This window comes from Roseibium aggregatum, assembly GCF_017309185.1.
Classification (GTDB): domain Bacteria; phylum Pseudomonadota; class Alphaproteobacteria; order Rhizobiales; family Stappiaceae; genus Roseibium; species Roseibium aggregatum_B.
The window spans coordinates 282,445-296,153 of the sequence record NZ_JAEKJZ010000007.1 but is presented as its reverse complement, the minus strand read 5'-3'; the positions used below and the strand labels follow the sequence as shown (position 1 = coordinate 296,153).

Annotated in this window: 17 protein-coding genes and 1 pseudogene; 14 read left to right on the top strand and 4 right to left on the bottom strand. The window is 59.3% G+C overall.

The genetic code is table 11. From position 1 onward, the window contains the following. Positions 1–144 precede the first annotated feature (144 nt). The 4 genes and pseudogenes from JF539_RS25500 to JF539_RS25485 form a co-directional block, all read left to right on the top strand. Positions 145–984, top strand: a pseudogene (locus tag JF539_RS25500) (DUF7146 domain-containing protein); the annotation flags it as partial. Between the two features lie 326 nt (positions 985–1,310). Beyond that, on the top strand, positions 1,311–2,246 hold the full coding sequence (locus JF539_RS25495) for a DUF2493 domain-containing protein (protein ID WP_207143860.1): 936 nt from the start codon (positions 1,311–1,313) through the stop codon (positions 2,244–2,246). A gap of 158 nt (positions 2,247–2,404) precedes the next feature. Beyond that, the gene (locus tag JF539_RS25490; RefSeq protein WP_207143857.1) at positions 2,405–2,821 is read left to right on the top strand and encodes a hypothetical protein; all 417 of its coding nucleotides are present in this window, start codon (positions 2,405–2,407) and stop codon (positions 2,819–2,821) included. 700 nt (positions 2,822–3,521) lie between these two features. Continuing rightward, on the top strand, positions 3,522–3,923 hold the full coding sequence (locus tag JF539_RS25485) for a single-stranded DNA-binding protein (RefSeq protein WP_207143854.1): 402 nt from the start codon (positions 3,522–3,524) through the stop codon (positions 3,921–3,923). A gap of 50 nt (positions 3,924–3,973) precedes the next feature. Here JF539_RS25485 and JF539_RS28075 read toward each other — a convergent pair whose 3' ends face one another. The 3 genes from JF539_RS28075 to JF539_RS25475 all read right to left on the bottom strand — a co-directional run bounded on the left by JF539_RS28075 (position 3,974) and on the right by JF539_RS25475 (position 6,806). Then, the gene (locus JF539_RS28075; RefSeq protein WP_236042675.1) at positions 3,974–4,156 is read right to left on the bottom strand and encodes a DUF6527 family protein; all 183 of its coding nucleotides are present in this window, start codon (positions 4,154–4,156) and stop codon (positions 3,974–3,976) included. 146 nt (positions 4,157–4,302) lie between these two features. Continuing rightward, a complete protein-coding gene (locus JF539_RS25480; protein ID WP_207143853.1) occupies positions 4,303–5,703 on the bottom strand; it encodes a ThiF family adenylyltransferase in 1,401 nt (466 codons plus the stop codon). Beyond that, on the bottom strand, positions 5,700–6,806 hold the full coding sequence (locus JF539_RS25475; RefSeq protein ID WP_207143850.1) for a multiubiquitin domain-containing protein: 1,107 nt from the start codon (positions 6,804–6,806) through the stop codon (positions 5,700–5,702). Before JF539_RS25475 ends, JF539_RS25480 begins: the two co-directional genes overlap by 4 nt. Positions 6,807–7,271: 465 nt before the next feature. Between JF539_RS25475 and JF539_RS25470 the strand changes: the two genes are divergently transcribed. Continuing rightward, the gene (locus tag JF539_RS25470; protein WP_207143847.1) at positions 7,272–8,423 is read left to right on the top strand and encodes an ImmA/IrrE family metallo-endopeptidase; all 1,152 of its coding nucleotides are present in this window, start codon (positions 7,272–7,274) and stop codon (positions 8,421–8,423) included. Between the two features lie 94 nt (positions 8,424–8,517). Here the strand turns inward: JF539_RS25470 and JF539_RS25465 are convergent, their stop codons facing one another. After that, positions 8,518–8,766 carry a helix-turn-helix domain-containing protein gene (locus tag JF539_RS25465; protein WP_207143844.1) on the bottom strand — a complete coding sequence of 83 codons (249 nt, stop codon included), beginning with the start codon at positions 8,764–8,766 and terminating at the stop codon, positions 8,518–8,520. 279 nt (positions 8,767–9,045) lie between these two features. On the opposite strand from JF539_RS25465, the gene JF539_RS25460 reads away from it, so the two are divergent. From JF539_RS25460 to JF539_RS25420, 9 genes are all read left to right on the top strand, one after another. Next, positions 9,046–9,312 carry a DNA -binding domain-containing protein gene (locus JF539_RS25460; RefSeq protein WP_207143842.1) on the top strand — a complete coding sequence of 89 codons (267 nt, stop codon included), beginning with the start codon at positions 9,046–9,048 and terminating at the stop codon, positions 9,310–9,312. Positions 9,313–9,434: 122 nt separating this feature from the next. Further along, the gene (locus JF539_RS25455) at positions 9,435–9,662 is read left to right on the top strand and encodes a transcriptional regulator domain-containing protein (RefSeq protein ID WP_207143839.1); all 228 of its coding nucleotides are present in this window, start codon (positions 9,435–9,437) and stop codon (positions 9,660–9,662) included. 139 nt (positions 9,663–9,801) lie between these two features. Continuing rightward, positions 9,802–10,203 carry a DUF2285 domain-containing protein gene (locus JF539_RS25450; RefSeq protein ID WP_207143930.1) on the top strand — a complete coding sequence of 134 codons (402 nt, stop codon included), beginning with the start codon at positions 9,802–9,804 and terminating at the stop codon, positions 10,201–10,203. A gap of 137 nt (positions 10,204–10,340) precedes the next feature. After that, positions 10,341–10,622: a helix-turn-helix transcriptional regulator gene (locus JF539_RS25445; RefSeq protein WP_207143836.1), complete on the top strand. Its 282-nt coding sequence runs from the start codon at positions 10,341–10,343 to the stop codon at positions 10,620–10,622. After that, a complete protein-coding gene (locus JF539_RS25440; protein ID WP_207143835.1) occupies positions 10,619–11,515 on the top strand; it encodes a replication initiator protein A in 897 nt (298 codons plus the stop codon). Before JF539_RS25445 ends, JF539_RS25440 begins: the two co-directional genes overlap by 4 nt. Before the next feature lie 211 nt (positions 11,516–11,726). Continuing rightward, on the top strand, positions 11,727–12,380 hold the full coding sequence (gene parA / locus JF539_RS25435) for a ParA family partition ATPase (protein ID WP_207143833.1): 654 nt from the start codon (positions 11,727–11,729) through the stop codon (positions 12,378–12,380). Then, positions 12,377–12,628 (top strand): hypothetical protein, encoded by a 252-nt coding sequence (locus JF539_RS25430; protein ID WP_207143830.1) that lies wholly within the window; start codon positions 12,377–12,379, stop codon positions 12,626–12,628. Before parA ends, JF539_RS25430 begins: the two co-directional genes overlap by 4 nt. Then, positions 12,625–13,140 (top strand): DUF2840 domain-containing protein, encoded by a 516-nt coding sequence (locus tag JF539_RS25425; RefSeq protein ID WP_207143827.1) that lies wholly within the window; start codon positions 12,625–12,627, stop codon positions 13,138–13,140. Before JF539_RS25430 ends, JF539_RS25425 begins: the two co-directional genes overlap by 4 nt. Beyond that, on the top strand, positions 13,140–13,709 hold the full coding sequence (locus tag JF539_RS25420) for a S26 family signal peptidase (RefSeq protein WP_207143928.1): 570 nt from the start codon (positions 13,140–13,142) through the stop codon (positions 13,707–13,709). Before JF539_RS25425 ends, JF539_RS25420 begins: the two co-directional genes overlap by 1 nt.

The following is a 13,709-nucleotide window of genomic DNA, read 5'->3' as shown; positions in this document are numbered from 1 at the left end:
ATCGCAAGGCATCACCCGATCCCCCGCCATCTGATATTATGTTGCGCAGGTTCTCGGTTAATCCCCCAGAACAGGGAAGCAGCCCCCAGCCGCAACATAAACCGCAACGCAACATGTTCGGTCTTATGTGCAGTTCCACATAAGACCGATGCCGCGACGGGCGAACATGGTGATCTCCTCGATGTCATCCGTGAAAGCTGCGGGTTGACCGACTTTCGCGATGTCGCCGAGGAGGCTCGCCGCTTTTTGAACCTGCCGCGTGGGGAGTCGGAAAAGCAGTCCCGGCCACCGTCACCGGTCCCGTCCGGTTCTGCCGCGGCCGCACGGCGGCTCTTTGCCATGTCTCAGCCGATCGCCGGAACACCCGTGGAAACGTATCTCCGTAATCGCGGCATTACGGCTTTGCACGAAACCGCCAACCTGCGGTTCCATCCGGCCTGCTACTACCGGCCGGAGGGCTGCGGTGCGACCAGACGGCTCCCGGCGATGGTCGCCGCCGTCACCGATCTCGCCGGGCGCCAGACCGGCGCGCATCGCACCTGGCTCGCCGCAAACGGTTTTGACAAGGCGGATGTCGAGACGCCGAGGCGGGCCATGGGAGACCTGCTTGGCCATGGGGTGCGGTTTGGAGTGGCACAGGATGTTCTCGCCGCCGGCGAAGGGATCGAGACGGTGCTGTCGGTCCGCTCGGCTCTGCCCGGACTGCCGGTGCTGGCGGCGCTTTCGGCGGCCCATCTCACCGCGATCCTGTTCCCGAAGGGTCTCCGGCGGCTCTATGTCCTGCGTGACCGCGATCCGGCGGGCGCGGGCGCGCGGGAAACATTGCTGGCCAGAGCCGCAGAGGCCGGGATCGAGGCCTTGGTCCTGTCGCCGAGGCTGGGCGATTTCAATGACGATCTCAGACGAGATGGCATTCGGATACTCCGGGAGCGGCTGCGTCTTCAGCTTCATCCCGACGACGTGGCGCGCTTCCTGGCGGGGTGAGGGCGCAACAGGCCAAGACTGTGGCGGGCCGGTTGCCGTCCTCCTGTCATATCCGGTCCTCCCGGTCTTCCTCTTGTCGTGAAAGTCGCCGCCCACGGCCTTCTTGAGAGGGCAGGCGGCCCACAAACGGGACGGCCGGGCAATGGCCGCGCTCCGGCTATTTTCCGCTGCGCACCAGAGGCGCGCGTTGCATCGCGAGACAAAATAGCCGGTCTTGGCCATCAGGACCCTCGCTTGTGTTCGGGCTGCCCGGCCGTCCCGCCCGTGGGCTGGTCGCTGCCACGAAGGCCGCGATGGGCGCGGCTCACCCGACGAGGAGCCCCGAAATGACCTTTTCAAACGATACGGCAGCCGACGAACCTGTCCACAGCTCTTCCCAAACCGGTCACGTCCTCACCGAACTTCAGCTTTACGGCTGGCGTCCGTTCGAGGACGAACCAGATCCGAGGCCGCTCCCTGAGGACAGCATGGTCGCCAGCGCCGTCGCCGACATCTTCGACTCCCTGATCGCGACGCTCAGTGATACGCGCCTCGAACCCGAACTCGACGAATTGCTCTGGGGCACGGTCAATCTCTTCCACCGCGCCACGACGCGCACCGAGCGGGAACTCGATGATAACGAGCAGGCGCAGCGCCGGCTGCAGCGCGAACAGGACGGCTCGGAGGTGAAGTCCGTCGAGCTGGAGCGCCTGACAGCCGAGGGGCAGAGCCTGGTCGAGCGGCGGAACGCACTAGAGCTCTTCCGCGATCTTGCCGTCGAAGGCTTCGAGCGTCATCAGGGGAAACCCTGGCAACCCCGCAATGGCTCGCGCATCAGTCATCGTAATCTCACCTCGGCGATGATCGACAGCCGGGATTTCCTGGCCGCGAAACGCCGGGCCGAGGCCGAGATGCTGCTGCCGCAGGGGCCGAAGGTCGCGATCACCGGCGGGGTGGACTTCAACGACCACCGCCTGATCTGGACAAGGCTCGACCAGGTCCATACCAAGCATCCGGACATGGTGCTGCTGCATGGCGGATCGCCGAAAGGCGCTGAGCTCATTGCCTCCCGTTGGGCGGACCATCGCAAGGTGCCGCAGGTGGCCTTCCGCCCCGACTGGGCCAAACATGCTAAGGCAGCACCCTTCAAGCGCAACGACGCAATGCTGGACGCGCTTCCGATCGGAGTCCTGGTCTTCCCCGGCACGGGCATCCAGGAAAACCTCGCCGACAAGGCAAGGAAGCTCGGCATCCCGGTCCTGAAATACGAGGGCGGTGCGTGAGCGCCCCCTTTTCGTTTCCGACACCCTTGACCCCGGACGTCGTCCTGGAGTCAAATGCGAAGACTTGCAGAACCGGCGAAGCAGCATAGTCGCAGGCGGAGCGTATCCATCGGCAGCCTGACGTGATCCCTCAAAAATCACTGACGCCGGAGGCTGTCATGACGCTTATTCTGCTCGCCATCTCTCTTTCCGTCGCACTCTGCGTGCTCGCTTTCAACTTCGCGATCTACGCGCTGCCGGTCATGGTCGGGATCGCGGCGTTCCAGCATGTTCACTCTACTGGCGCGGGATTTAGCCTGTCGGCGCTCGCCGCACTTGGTAGCGCTGCACTCTCCGTCGGTCTGGTGATCGCGGTCCTGGGCTTTGCCAGGCACCCGTTTCTGCGCCTCGCGGCGCTGGCGATGTTCGCCGCGCCGGCGGCGGTCGCGGGCTATGCGCTGGCCCATGGACTCATGAAATACGCCCTCGACTCCGCGATCGTGCTCAACCTCCTCTGCGGCATTTGCGGGTTGATCGTGGCTGTCGCTGCGATGATCAATCTCAGCGCGCTAGGCGAGGATGTGCTGTCGCGGTAACTAGACGTGAGCAGGAAGCCTGCTGAGGTGACGGGCTTTGCACGATCCAGGTGCCGAGCTTTGTCGTCAGGACCTTTGGGCTTTCCGTTCCCAGTGGAGCAATAACCGGCCTTTGCCCCTCCAACTCGTTCTGGCCGGCCCGGGTCGGCTTTGGAATTCGATGGGGCGACAATCGCTTCAGTGTCCGAGGGTGTCGCGTGCCGGAATGTATTGGCGAGTGCTGCCGCCCTGTCGGACACAAACTTCACGCATTTCCGCCACCTACGAGCGGTCCCTCGCTGCTTTCCGGCAGGATGGGTGCCAGGGGACCAAGACCGGAGACGTTCGTGCAATCACCTCTTACCGTGGAAGTCACGTCGCATGTGCCGACTGACGAAGTGGCCCGTCACCGACATTGGGAGTGAGTAGCCCGGGCTGCAGATGATTTCTGCCACCTGGCATGATGTTTCCGCATCGGGTCTCCGAAGACGCTTTCCCGAAAAACCTGTCCCTCCTCTTTGCTGATCCCCTAAGCCCGTTCTGTCTCGGCCGGCAACCCCAGCGGCGGAACCCGTGTTGGCGCGTGCCGCGCCTGCCCGCACCACGTCCCGCCTTCGGGGTCGAGCGGATGCGCAAGACATCCGTGCAGGCCCCTCCCGACGGTCTTGGCCGGGCATCACCGGAGGGACGGTCCCTCCGGTTGAAGCAACGGAGACTGAACATGCAGAACATCGTCATCCTCGCCGGCAATATCGGTCAGACCCCGGAAACCCGCACCACCCAGGGCGGCACCTCCATCACCCACTTCACCCTTGCCACCTCGCGCCCGCGCTACTCCGAGGGCAAGGTGATCCGCGACGCAAACGGTCACCGCGTCCAGGACACCGAATGGCACCGCATCACCTGCTTCAACGGCCTAGGCAAGACGGTGCAGGAATATTGCGAGAAGGGCATGAAGGTCATGGTCCGGGGCCGCATCCACTACACCAAATGGACCGATCAGGCGGGCGTCGACCGCTACGGTTGCGAGATCATCGCCGAGACGGTCGATTTCCTGAGCCGGGCCAAGCAGACCGAGAACGAGGACGGCAAGCTCATCGACGACGATGACGTGCTGTTCTGAGGCGGGAGGCCAAAGGCCCGGCGGCGTAAGCCGCCGGGCAGCTCTCGAATTTATTCACACCAAAAAATATGTCCCTTCCGAACCCAAAAGTGTGACCGACAACCTTTGCGCCGCCAGACGGATGGATGCAAAGTTGGCCGGTTATTCTCGTCGGTCTTTAGGTCCCAACGAGGTCTCGCTTCTTCCAATAACATGAGCTCGATAACCTCCCCGCATCCGCAAGGACAGCGCATGCCGACACTCCAGTCGTCCCCATCATCCTGTGTCAGAATGAGGTCGCGACGAGGTAACCTTTGTGGAAGCTCATCTCCTTCAACAATTCGAATTCTGCGGGTGGGACCATGCTTGTCCCAGGTCCGACGAAGCCATTTGAAGAACCTCATGCTGCGTCTTTCCTCGAACGATGGAAACACGGCAGACCTAGAAGCGGTTCCGCAGAACCACGGCCGAACAACTCGTCATCACCGTGTTCGAAATCATCTTCGGCAAAGTGATCTTCCTCGCAGGCCGCAAGGCTAAACAAGGTGCGTGCATAGAGCCTATTCGGCTCCTGGCGGAACGGATATGCGCGGGCGATGAACTCGTTCATTACAGCGGAAGACGCCCTCATATTCAATGTGATTACCGAGGGTGCTTCTTCGACAACGCCCTTCAAATAGCCCGCTTCCAATTCATCTCGGTACGCATCCGGATCAACACGGCGAAGGTATTCAGCACGTAGTCCTGCAGGTGTGTAGACACCACGATCAAACAACGTTGAACCACCCGGCTGGATATAATCGATACGACCGCAAACATCGGCGATTGCAGTCGCGCCATCATCAACGAATGTGGGAATGACGACCCCAACGTCGAACAGAGGGATCAAAAAAGCCGAAGCAATCATGTCCGCGAACTGGCGCCCCTCCTGGCTGTCTACGCAACAAACAATGACATCACACTGGGCAACGGCCTCGATAGCAGTGCGGTCCGCGATTGTGAGCGCCACGGGGAAAGCCACTCCTATCCCCCTGAAAGTTGCTATGGCATCGGCGAACATCTCAACCTTCAAACGTGCTTTCGACACGTCATCCATTGTGGAATTGAGTATTCGGTTAAGGTTCTTCCCCTCCACCCTGTCGGGGTCGACCAGCGTCAAACTGCCAAAGCCTACTCGGGCTCCCTGCTCGGCAGCAATCGAACCGGTTCCGGAAACACCGATGTAAGCCACAGAGAGACGATTGAGCTCACAGGCCATATTGCTGGAGAATGGGAGCGGACGCTTCGCCAGGACTCCATCTGAAATCTGGTCGTTCCACCAGAACTGGATATCGTCGCCAGCAACCGTCACAAGGTCGACAGGCTCGCAGCTCATATCTGACGAGTAAAGTCGAGCTCTGATAGCTCCGTCAGGCGTCATGACGGCAGACCCATGTTGGTCGCCAAATGCTTCGAACAGGCAAGGGATAACCTGAGCATCGCTGGCGTTGTCAATTGCAGAAAAGTCAAGCCACCCGCCGGGATGTGAGTGCAGAAGGATGATACTGAGACCATCTTGTTCCGCGGCGTCGATTGCATCCTCGATGTATTTTCCCGGCCAAACGATGGCGCTGGAACTGCGATGTCGGCAGGCTTCGTGCGGAACGAGAATCACCTGCCGCACAATCAGGCGGCGGCGTGGTAGCGGCGAACCAGAACATAGAAGTATAGCCGCAGCTTCCTTACCGTCGTCCGACAAAAGATGTTTCATGAGGCGAGCGTGAGTGGAGCCTGCAAGGGAAAGAGTTACGTTAGGCTTCATTGATCAACCTCTTTGTTCAGCGCAGCCTCTACCAACGCGAGATGCGTCATGACGTTGTCCCGGCAAGGATGCCAACGCGAACCGGGGCCGCGATGCCGAGACCACTGTTGGAACGGAAGGCCATCAATCGAGCGGCGTGTCTCTGTTGCCGGTATGTTGCCACCCGTCGCCTTGTCCAGCGGCGGGTAAACGAAGAACATGTCGATCTCGGCCTTCGGATAGGTCGGCGGAACCAACAGAGAGAGAGTAACTGTCGTAAGCGAGTATCCTTCTGGAACAGGATAATCGTAAATAATCAACCAGTGCTGGCCGGTGATTTCTTTGGTCTCCCATAGCAGCCCTAGTTCGCCCAAAAAGCTTTCGTCCGCTTCCAAAAGAGCGAAGTCACGGCGGAGCGAAGGCCTCGCATCGCCGTTGCCTACATCCTTCGGCGTCAGACGGACTTTCTCGATACCTGGCGCACTCAGGTCAATAGTATCATTCACATCAAGCTGCCGCTTCGGCTGTCCTTGGACTTTCAGAATGATGATCCATGCATTCGGGTCGAAACCGGCACGGGTCAATGCTTCGACGACGGGAATGGTCGGCGTCTCGGATTTGATCCGCTTCCCCTGCACGTTCAAAAGCCAAGCCTTGGGTTCACGGCTCTTGAACACCTCGATCCCGTGCTTGCCGATCTTGATTACGTCCCCGTCCTTCAGCCGCCTGTCAGGCTCTTCGCTCCGCTCGATGAAGAGCTGCTTTTCATCCGGGATCTTTCCCAGCTTCCGGACGGTTGCACTCGAAATATTGTCGTCCGGCCAGTCAACTTCATTGCCGTCAATCGCGATGCGGTTGGAGCTGTCGGCCTGCGTCACGATGAACTTTGTGCCCTTCTCGAGGTCCGCCTCTTCTTGGACGCGAAGGCTTTCAAAGTCCCCATCGTTCATCCACTGCAGCACGAAAGCACGTTCATCGACGCTGAAGCCTGCGGCCTTAGAGATCTTCCCGCCAGTCGGCGTATCAGTGTCGAGTTCGATTTCGCGGAAGATGAGGTCTGTGTCCGCGATTTCGATTCGAACGTTGCCTCTATCGTGTGAGCAATCCTTGTTAGGTGCGGTCATTTGCCGTCTCCAAGATGCTCCGACAATGAACGCAAAGGCGGGCGGAGCGAACCTCTTGGCCTCGATGCGATAGTGTGTTAGTTCCATTTCGTGGAACGATTAACCGTATGCCATGAGTCGGCATCGAAATCAACCAAGGTTCCCAATATGGGAACTATTATGACTGGAGCGGCAACTCGTCATGAAACTAATGGGGATTTCGAGGCTGAGAGAACTATCGCTTCGCGCCCGCGACGAACTTGATGGTGCAGTAGGGGCTCTGATCGCGGAGCTTGAATCCGGAAGTTGGTGCTCCATTGATGAGGTCGCCAGCCGGTACCCTTTGGCAACAATAAGCGGCAACAAGATCCAAATCCCGCTCGGTGATGCCTACCGAGTAGATCTCCTCACAGATTGCGAGTTACAAATGATACTCATTGAATACGCAGGCTCTGCAAACGCCGGCAAAGTTGGGAGCAAGGCGGCATGAGAATTCGCCCCATACGCACCGAAAAGGATTATCAAGCCGCATTGAAACTCGCTGCATCTCTTTTCGGCAGCGATGATCAAAATGATCGCGACGAACTGGAGGTATTGCAGGCTGTTATTGAAAGTTGGGAACGATCACAGCACGCCATAGAGGCAGCGACACCCGCTGAGGCAATTCGTTTTCGTATGGCCCAAGCAGGAATAGCGCCTCGCGATCTGATGCCATATTTAGGAAGCAAGTCTCGAGTATCCGAAATACTCAGTGGTGTACGTCAGCCTACTGTCGATCAGATCCGTGCTTTGCATTTCCACTTGGGAATTCCCGTGGCATCGCTTGTTGGCAATTTTAAACACGAGCCCTCAGCACGGCCATCTACTACCTCAAAGGCGGCTGTTGAAAAACTCCGGAGTCTTGGCTTCATCAGAGCAAAAGAGTCACTTACTGAATTTCTTAATCGAGTTGCTCCTTCGGCGCCTGCGGTCGCCATGTTGCGCAAAACCCGGACAGAACGCACCAATGCAAAGACTGATATGGCCGCGCTCGAGGCGTGGTGCGCCGCTGTACTGCTGAAAGCAGAAGAGGCTTCCGTTAAGAAGAAAGCAAAAATAAATGACCCAGCCCAGGCAGCACGCGAACTAGCCCAGTTAAGCACATTGCCGGACTGGCACGATCAGCTCATACAAACATTGGAGCGCATGGGTATTATACTTGTAGTCTTAGAACACTTACCTGGTACGTTCCTTGATGGGGCTGCTATGTGTCGGGCGGATGGAGTGCCGGTAATAGCCTTAACCCTTCGTCACGACCGTTTAGACAACTTTTGGTTCACATTGCTACACGAATTCGCACACGTTTCATGCCATCTAAAGGAAGAACGTCAGGTGATCCTCGATGACTTGGACGTGGCAAGTTCTGACGAAATCGAAGCAGAGGCGGATTCATTTGCCCAAGAGGCACTAATTCCACCAGCAGTATGGGCGAAACTCAATAAGAGCAGCCGAGCCGAGGCAATACTAAATGCTGCTCAGAACGCCGGCGTCCACCATGCTATTGTCGCCGGCCGTTGGCGCTATCAGTTTTCTGACTACAGGAAGTTCTCGAAATTGGTGGGCCGCGGCGAAGTGAAGAGCGCTTTTCAGGTTGATTAGCGATGCGGCCATCGAAGGCTTCATCCAATTGGCGGTCACTACCTGCTGCCCTTAGTGTATCCGTGCGTTGAGAAATCGCAGTTTAGACAGCTCCCTAAAGGTCACGCTCGGACTTTGAATCTTCGGTACCAGCGGAAGGTCGTTTCAGCAATTGCGCGGCTTCCACGCCGAGCACTTGTGCCAATCTGTCAACGACATCAATGCTGGCGTTATACACGTTGCGTTCCAGGGCACTGATATAGGTCCGATCAATCCCTGCCCGATGCGCAAGTTCCTCTTGTGACAGGCCTTTAGCCTGCCGCAAAGCTCTCAGGTTTCGTGCGAACACCTCTCGAATTTCCATAAAACCGAGAGCAACGCCTTGAAGAGTATTTCGCCACGGAGTATTCTCTACAAACGAACTTCAACGGGCTTGATCCTCGGGTTGGATTCGTACGCCTGCGCAGAAATCTCTGTGTAATCGGCGGTTATCGGGGGACGAATTCGTTGTTTTTCGCCCGTTCCGATGCGCTACATGCATCACACGATGCATGTAGCGCACCTTACAACCGTTCTCAATTATTGTTACAAAGACATGGGCACCACCGCATACAAAGCGGCACGAGGTTAAGGGGGACGCGCGATGACTGAGCCGGGATTTCTCGATCAGGCACCGGACACAGATAAACTCACCGATTACGATCGGAAGCACTTCAAGCTTTATATGCGTCTCCTGGACGCCAAGGCTGATGGGGCGGACTGGACAGAAGCCGTCCAGGTTCTGTTCGGCCTTGATCCGGACAGGGAACCCGAGCGGGCAAGGTGCATCCACGACAGCCACCTGGCACGCGCGCAATGGATGACGGAACACGGCTACCGGCTGCTGCTGGCAGAAGGCGAGGGGAATTGACCTCCTTTGGCGATGCATTCCGCGCATCATGTTCTCCCGACCCAAGGGGTTCCCATCCTCACTACAACTTATGATGGTTCCGGCCTCCAATTGCATTTTTCCTGCATTTCAGGAGGTTGCCGATGGTGCCGGATGTCTCGCAGTGGCGATCAGCCGCTGCGTACGAGTATTTTGAAGATTCGAGTGTCCCCGACCTTTGTTGGGAAGGGCTCAGACGAAATTCCAATTATCAACGCGAGTTTGCCGAACTGAAAGCCGAAGGGAGGTCTCCTGACGAGATGGACACATTGCTCCGCGCGCGCTGGGGGATCTCGTTTCGCAACAAGTCCGGATTTGACGGCTCTGGATGAACCCATTCACTGGGAACCGGCTGCTGATAGGTCGAAGGTCATCCTGAAATCAGCGGACATCGGATTCAGATCGGACGAACCCGGCCTTCTCACTATTCAAACCCTCCGCAACGGGATCACCCGCCAGGCCCCTGATGGGATGCATGTCATCCTCGGAAAAGGGCGGAAATCCCTCCATCTTCTGCTTCAGGACTCTCGCTTTACCGAATATCCGCTGTCTATCTTGTCTCCATTAGACGATGGGGCTCGCGCCCAGCACAGGGCAATGGGGCGATTGCTTGATTTCCTCGAAGGCAGAGAGATCGGCGCGGACAGTCGTCTCACCCCGCAGAAACGCCATCGGTTCAAATCCATGCTGCGGTCGGTCGATGGCCGCTCAAATGGAACGTCCTACAGGGAGATCGCCGAAAGCCTCTTCGGGGCCAGGCGGGTGGCGTCAGAGCCCTGGAAAACCTCTCCCCTTCGCGACACGACCATAAGGCTTGTCCGGGACGGCCTCACCATGGTTGCCGGCGGCTATCTGGATCTTCTCCGCCGATAGAAAGCCCATAAGCTTTTGAGGGGTGCGATTTTCGTATCCTCATCTTCGCACTCCCCCTCCGCCCTGCCACTCCGCCATCGTGACCTCCATCGGCCGCTGCTGACCAGCGGTGCTCACCAATTCCTGGAGGTTCGACCATGCCCGATCCGCTCGCCGGAATGCCGCCGCGCTTTCTGCGCACCCCCGAAGCTGCCCGTTTTCTAGGCCTCTCCGGCCGCACGCTCGAAAAGCATCGAACCTATGGAACGGGGCCGGCCTATCGCAAGCTCGGTGGCCGTGTCGTCTATTCGCTCGAAGATCTTCAAACCTGGGCCAACCGTGGCGCTGTTACCTCCACGTCTGATCCGAGCGGGCAGGTGCTTCCGGCCAAGCGCCATAATGCGCAGCAGGCAAGCGGTTCCGGCCGCGCCGTGCGATGAGGAGTGCCGTGGTGAACCACAAAGCGCCTTCGCCTCACAGTCAGCTCGACTTCTTCCAGGCACTCCCCGGGGACCTTGCCCCGCGCGATGCGCAGGATCTGATGGCCTATCCTTTCTTTTCGCTCGCCAAATCCAGGCGCTTGAAGCCGATCGATTTCAAGGCGGGGCCAATCGTCATCCGCGTCGAAGCCGTCGCCGAGCATGGCATGGCGACAATCTGGGATGCGGATATCCTGATCTGGGTTGCCTCGCAGATCGTCGAAGCACGTGACGCCGGTCTTCGGACCTCGCGCCTGATGGCGGCCACTCCTTACGAGATCCTGACCTTCATCGGCCGGGGCGTCAGTCGACGGGACTACGACCGGCTCAAATCCGCTCTCGACCGGCTGCAGTCGACCACTGTCGCGACCTCAATCCGTCAGCCAACCGAACGGCGCATGCATCGCTTTTCCTGGATCAACGAGTGGAAGGAAAGGGCTGATCATCGTGGACGCCCCCTCGGCCTCGAACTGATCCTTCCCGACTGGTTCTACGCCACGGTTCTCGAAGATGCGCTCGTGCTGACCATCGACCGTGCGTATTTCAGCCTGACCGGCGGTCTCGAGCGCTGGCTTTACCGGCTCGTGCGCAAACACGGTGGCCGCCAGGAACATGGCTGGAGCTTCTCGCTCACGCATCTGCACGCCAAGTCCGGCAGCCTCTCACCGCTCAAGCACTTCACCTACGACCTGCGTGACATTGTCCGCCGGCAGCCTCTGCCGGGCTATCGCCTGGAACTGGACAGATCACTCGATGCGCCACCACGCCTGTCTTTCGCTCCGACCGGTGAGGCGTCTGTCCCCCGCGCGCGCCATCAACGCCACGCCAACACTTGCTCTGGGGGAAAGCTGTGAATTCACTCGTGCTATCAGGGACCCAAACTATCGTGCCATCGGGGACCCGATCCTCGTGCTATCGGGGACCGAAATCACCGAATTTCGAGGCAAAGCCAACAGCTTATGCGCTCCGTAACTTACCTAACCAGAATTCCTTCGGAATTCTTCTAACGCCGGCGCGGTTTTCAAGATCTGCGGATAAGTCCCCGAAGTGTCGCGGAGCAGCGTCATGATCGTCGCGCTGCTCAACCAGAAGGGCGGTGTCGGCAAGACGACGCTGGCTCTCAATCTCGCCGGAGAATGGGCGCGGCGCGGCAAGCGCGTCACGCTCATCGACGTGGACCCGCAAGGATCGGCTTTGGACTGGTCGGAAGCTCGCAGCCGGGAAGGTCTGCCGAGACTGTTTGGGGTTGTCGGGCTTGCCCGCGACACGCTTCACCGGGAAGCTCCGGAGCTCGCCCAGAACGCTGATCATGTCGTCATCGACGGACCGCCCCGTGTCGCCGGTCTGATGCGCTCGGCGCTGCTGTCTGCCGATCTGGTTCTGATTCCGGTACAGCCATCGCCGCTCGACGGTTGGGCGTCGGCGGAGATGCTGGCGCTCGTCAACGAGGCGCGGATCTACCGGCCGCAGCTGATAGCGCGCTTCGTTCTCAATCGCTGCGGCGCCCGGACCGTCATCGCCCGCGATACGGCTGAAGCTCTCTCCGACAACGACCCGCCAGTCCTCACCCAAACCATCGGTCAGCGTGTTGCCTTTGCGAGCGCTGTGCAGTCCGGCCGGCTCGTCAGCGAACTGGATAAGGACACACCTGGGGCCAAGGAAATCGCAGCGCTGGTGTCGGAGATAGACAGGCTCGGGATCGAGAGGCCTGGGTCATGAGCAATCAGTCCAACCGCCAAGGATTTGCATCGCGGCCGGCTGATCCCGAACGTTGGATCAAGTCGGCTGAGAGCAAATCAAATGCCACAGCCGCGAACGGCTTTACCGCCCGCCTCACCATCGACGTGACACCCGATCAGCGCGCCCGGATCAAGATCGTTGCCTTCCAGCGCGGGGTCACGGTTGCCGACATGCTGCGCGATCTCTTCGCGCGCGAATTCCCGATCACCGACGGAGAGAAGCGATGAGTGAGAAACCGCGCCGCAGATGGATGGGCAATCCCTTGCCTGATGACGTCACCTCGGAGATGACATTGGTCGAACTCACTTGGGAAAAAGGCAAGATCGAGCACTGGATCCGCTTCGGCCACCAGTCTTATGAGCACATTCTCAACGGCAGCGACCGCATCGTCGGTTTCGCGCCCGGCTCGATCTTCTGTTTTGTCCGATGGGCGGCGAACGGCTACGGCACGGTGGTTTCGCGCATCGATATCTTGAGTGCGGTTGGACGCGGTGCACCCTACCAGACCCTGCCCTTCGTGCGGCCCGGTGGGGAATTGCTTCTGAAGATCCACGGCTGGCCGAAGGTCGAGCGGGTACTGCAGGCGATCGATGCGATCGAGGCGCTTGCCATCGATCCGGCCTATGCATCGCCGGACTACTGGCGGCACCTCCACAACCGGCTGACCGTTGGCGAAGAAGCCCATCCCTATACGCGGCCCGAGCATCATGCCTGGCTCAAACGGCGGCGAGTACAGTGATGCGCAGACACAACTTCATCTTCGGGCCGGCTGTTCTGTCCTCGGCGCTCATCCTGGCGCCGGTCTTCTTCGATTGGCAACCCCGCTTCATCTGGAATGCCTCGGCCAGTGTGCCGGTCGGGCTCTATTTTGCGCGGCCCTTGGGTACGCTGAACGTCGGTGACCTTGTCGCAGTCGCGCCGCCGCAGGATCTCGCCGACTTCCTCGCGAAGCGCAGCTACCTTCCGCGCGGTGTGCCGTTGATCAAGCACGTGCTTGCGCTGCCCGGAACCGGTGTCTGCCGCAAGGGTGCGACGATCTTCGTCGGGGGCAAGCCGTATGGACAGGCGCGGGAACGCGACCGGCTGGGCCGTTCTCTGCCGCGCTGGCAGGGCTGCCGCGGGCTTGGCGAGGGCGAAATCTTTCTCATGAACCCGAACGCGCCAGACAGTTTTGATGGCCGGTATTTCGGGCCGCTCCCGGTCACTGTGATTTCCGCAAAACTCAAGCCGGTCTGGACTGACGAGCCCGCTCGCTTCGAGCAATCACCGAACCGTCGCCCTCCTTCCCAGTCGAGCGGTGAGGAGTGA

What these genes read in the sequence shown, in the direction of transcription:
- JF539_RS25445 (WP_207143836.1), top strand. Translation starts at nt 10,341, where the DNA reads ATGCCCGATCCGCTCGCCGGAATGCCGCCGCGCTTTCTGCGCACCCCC.
- JF539_RS28075 (WP_236042675.1), bottom strand. Translation starts at nt 4,156, where the DNA reads ATGCGCTGTCCTTGCGGATGCGGGGAGGTTATCGAGCTCATGTTATTG.
- JF539_RS25420 (WP_207143928.1), top strand. Translation starts at nt 13,140, where the DNA reads ATGCGCAGACACAACTTCATCTTCGGGCCGGCTGTTCTGTCCTCGGCG.
- JF539_RS25465 (WP_207143844.1), bottom strand. Translation starts at nt 8,766, where the DNA reads ATGGAAATTCGAGAGGTGTTCGCACGAAACCTGAGAGCTTTGCGGCAG.
- JF539_RS25425 (WP_207143827.1), top strand. Translation starts at nt 12,625, where the DNA reads ATGAGTGAGAAACCGCGCCGCAGATGGATGGGCAATCCCTTGCCTGAT.
- JF539_RS25460 (WP_207143842.1), top strand. Translation starts at nt 9,046, where the DNA reads ATGACTGAGCCGGGATTTCTCGATCAGGCACCGGACACAGATAAACTC.
- JF539_RS25430 (WP_207143830.1), top strand. Translation starts at nt 12,377, where the DNA reads ATGAGCAATCAGTCCAACCGCCAAGGATTTGCATCGCGGCCGGCTGAT.
- JF539_RS25450 (WP_207143930.1), top strand. Translation starts at nt 9,802, where the DNA reads ATGCATGTCATCCTCGGAAAAGGGCGGAAATCCCTCCATCTTCTGCTT.
- JF539_RS25440 (WP_207143835.1), top strand. Translation starts at nt 10,619, where the DNA reads ATGAGGAGTGCCGTGGTGAACCACAAAGCGCCTTCGCCTCACAGTCAG.
- JF539_RS25475 (WP_207143850.1), bottom strand. Translation starts at nt 6,806, where the DNA reads ATGACCGCACCTAACAAGGATTGCTCACACGATAGAGGCAACGTTCGA.
- parA (WP_207143833.1), top strand. Translation starts at nt 11,727, where the DNA reads ATGATCGTCGCGCTGCTCAACCAGAAGGGCGGTGTCGGCAAGACGACG.
- JF539_RS25480 (WP_207143853.1), bottom strand. Translation starts at nt 5,703, where the DNA reads ATGAAGCCTAACGTAACTCTTTCCCTTGCAGGCTCCACTCACGCTCGC.
- JF539_RS25485 (WP_207143854.1), top strand. Translation starts at nt 3,522, where the DNA reads ATGCAGAACATCGTCATCCTCGCCGGCAATATCGGTCAGACCCCGGAA.
- JF539_RS25455 (WP_207143839.1), top strand. Translation starts at nt 9,435, where the DNA reads ATGGTGCCGGATGTCTCGCAGTGGCGATCAGCCGCTGCGTACGAGTAT.
- JF539_RS25470 (WP_207143847.1), top strand. Translation starts at nt 7,272, where the DNA reads ATGAGAATTCGCCCCATACGCACCGAAAAGGATTATCAAGCCGCATTG.
- JF539_RS25495 (WP_207143860.1), top strand. Translation starts at nt 1,311, where the DNA reads ATGACCTTTTCAAACGATACGGCAGCCGACGAACCTGTCCACAGCTCT.
- JF539_RS25490 (WP_207143857.1), top strand. Translation starts at nt 2,405, where the DNA reads ATGACGCTTATTCTGCTCGCCATCTCTCTTTCCGTCGCACTCTGCGTG.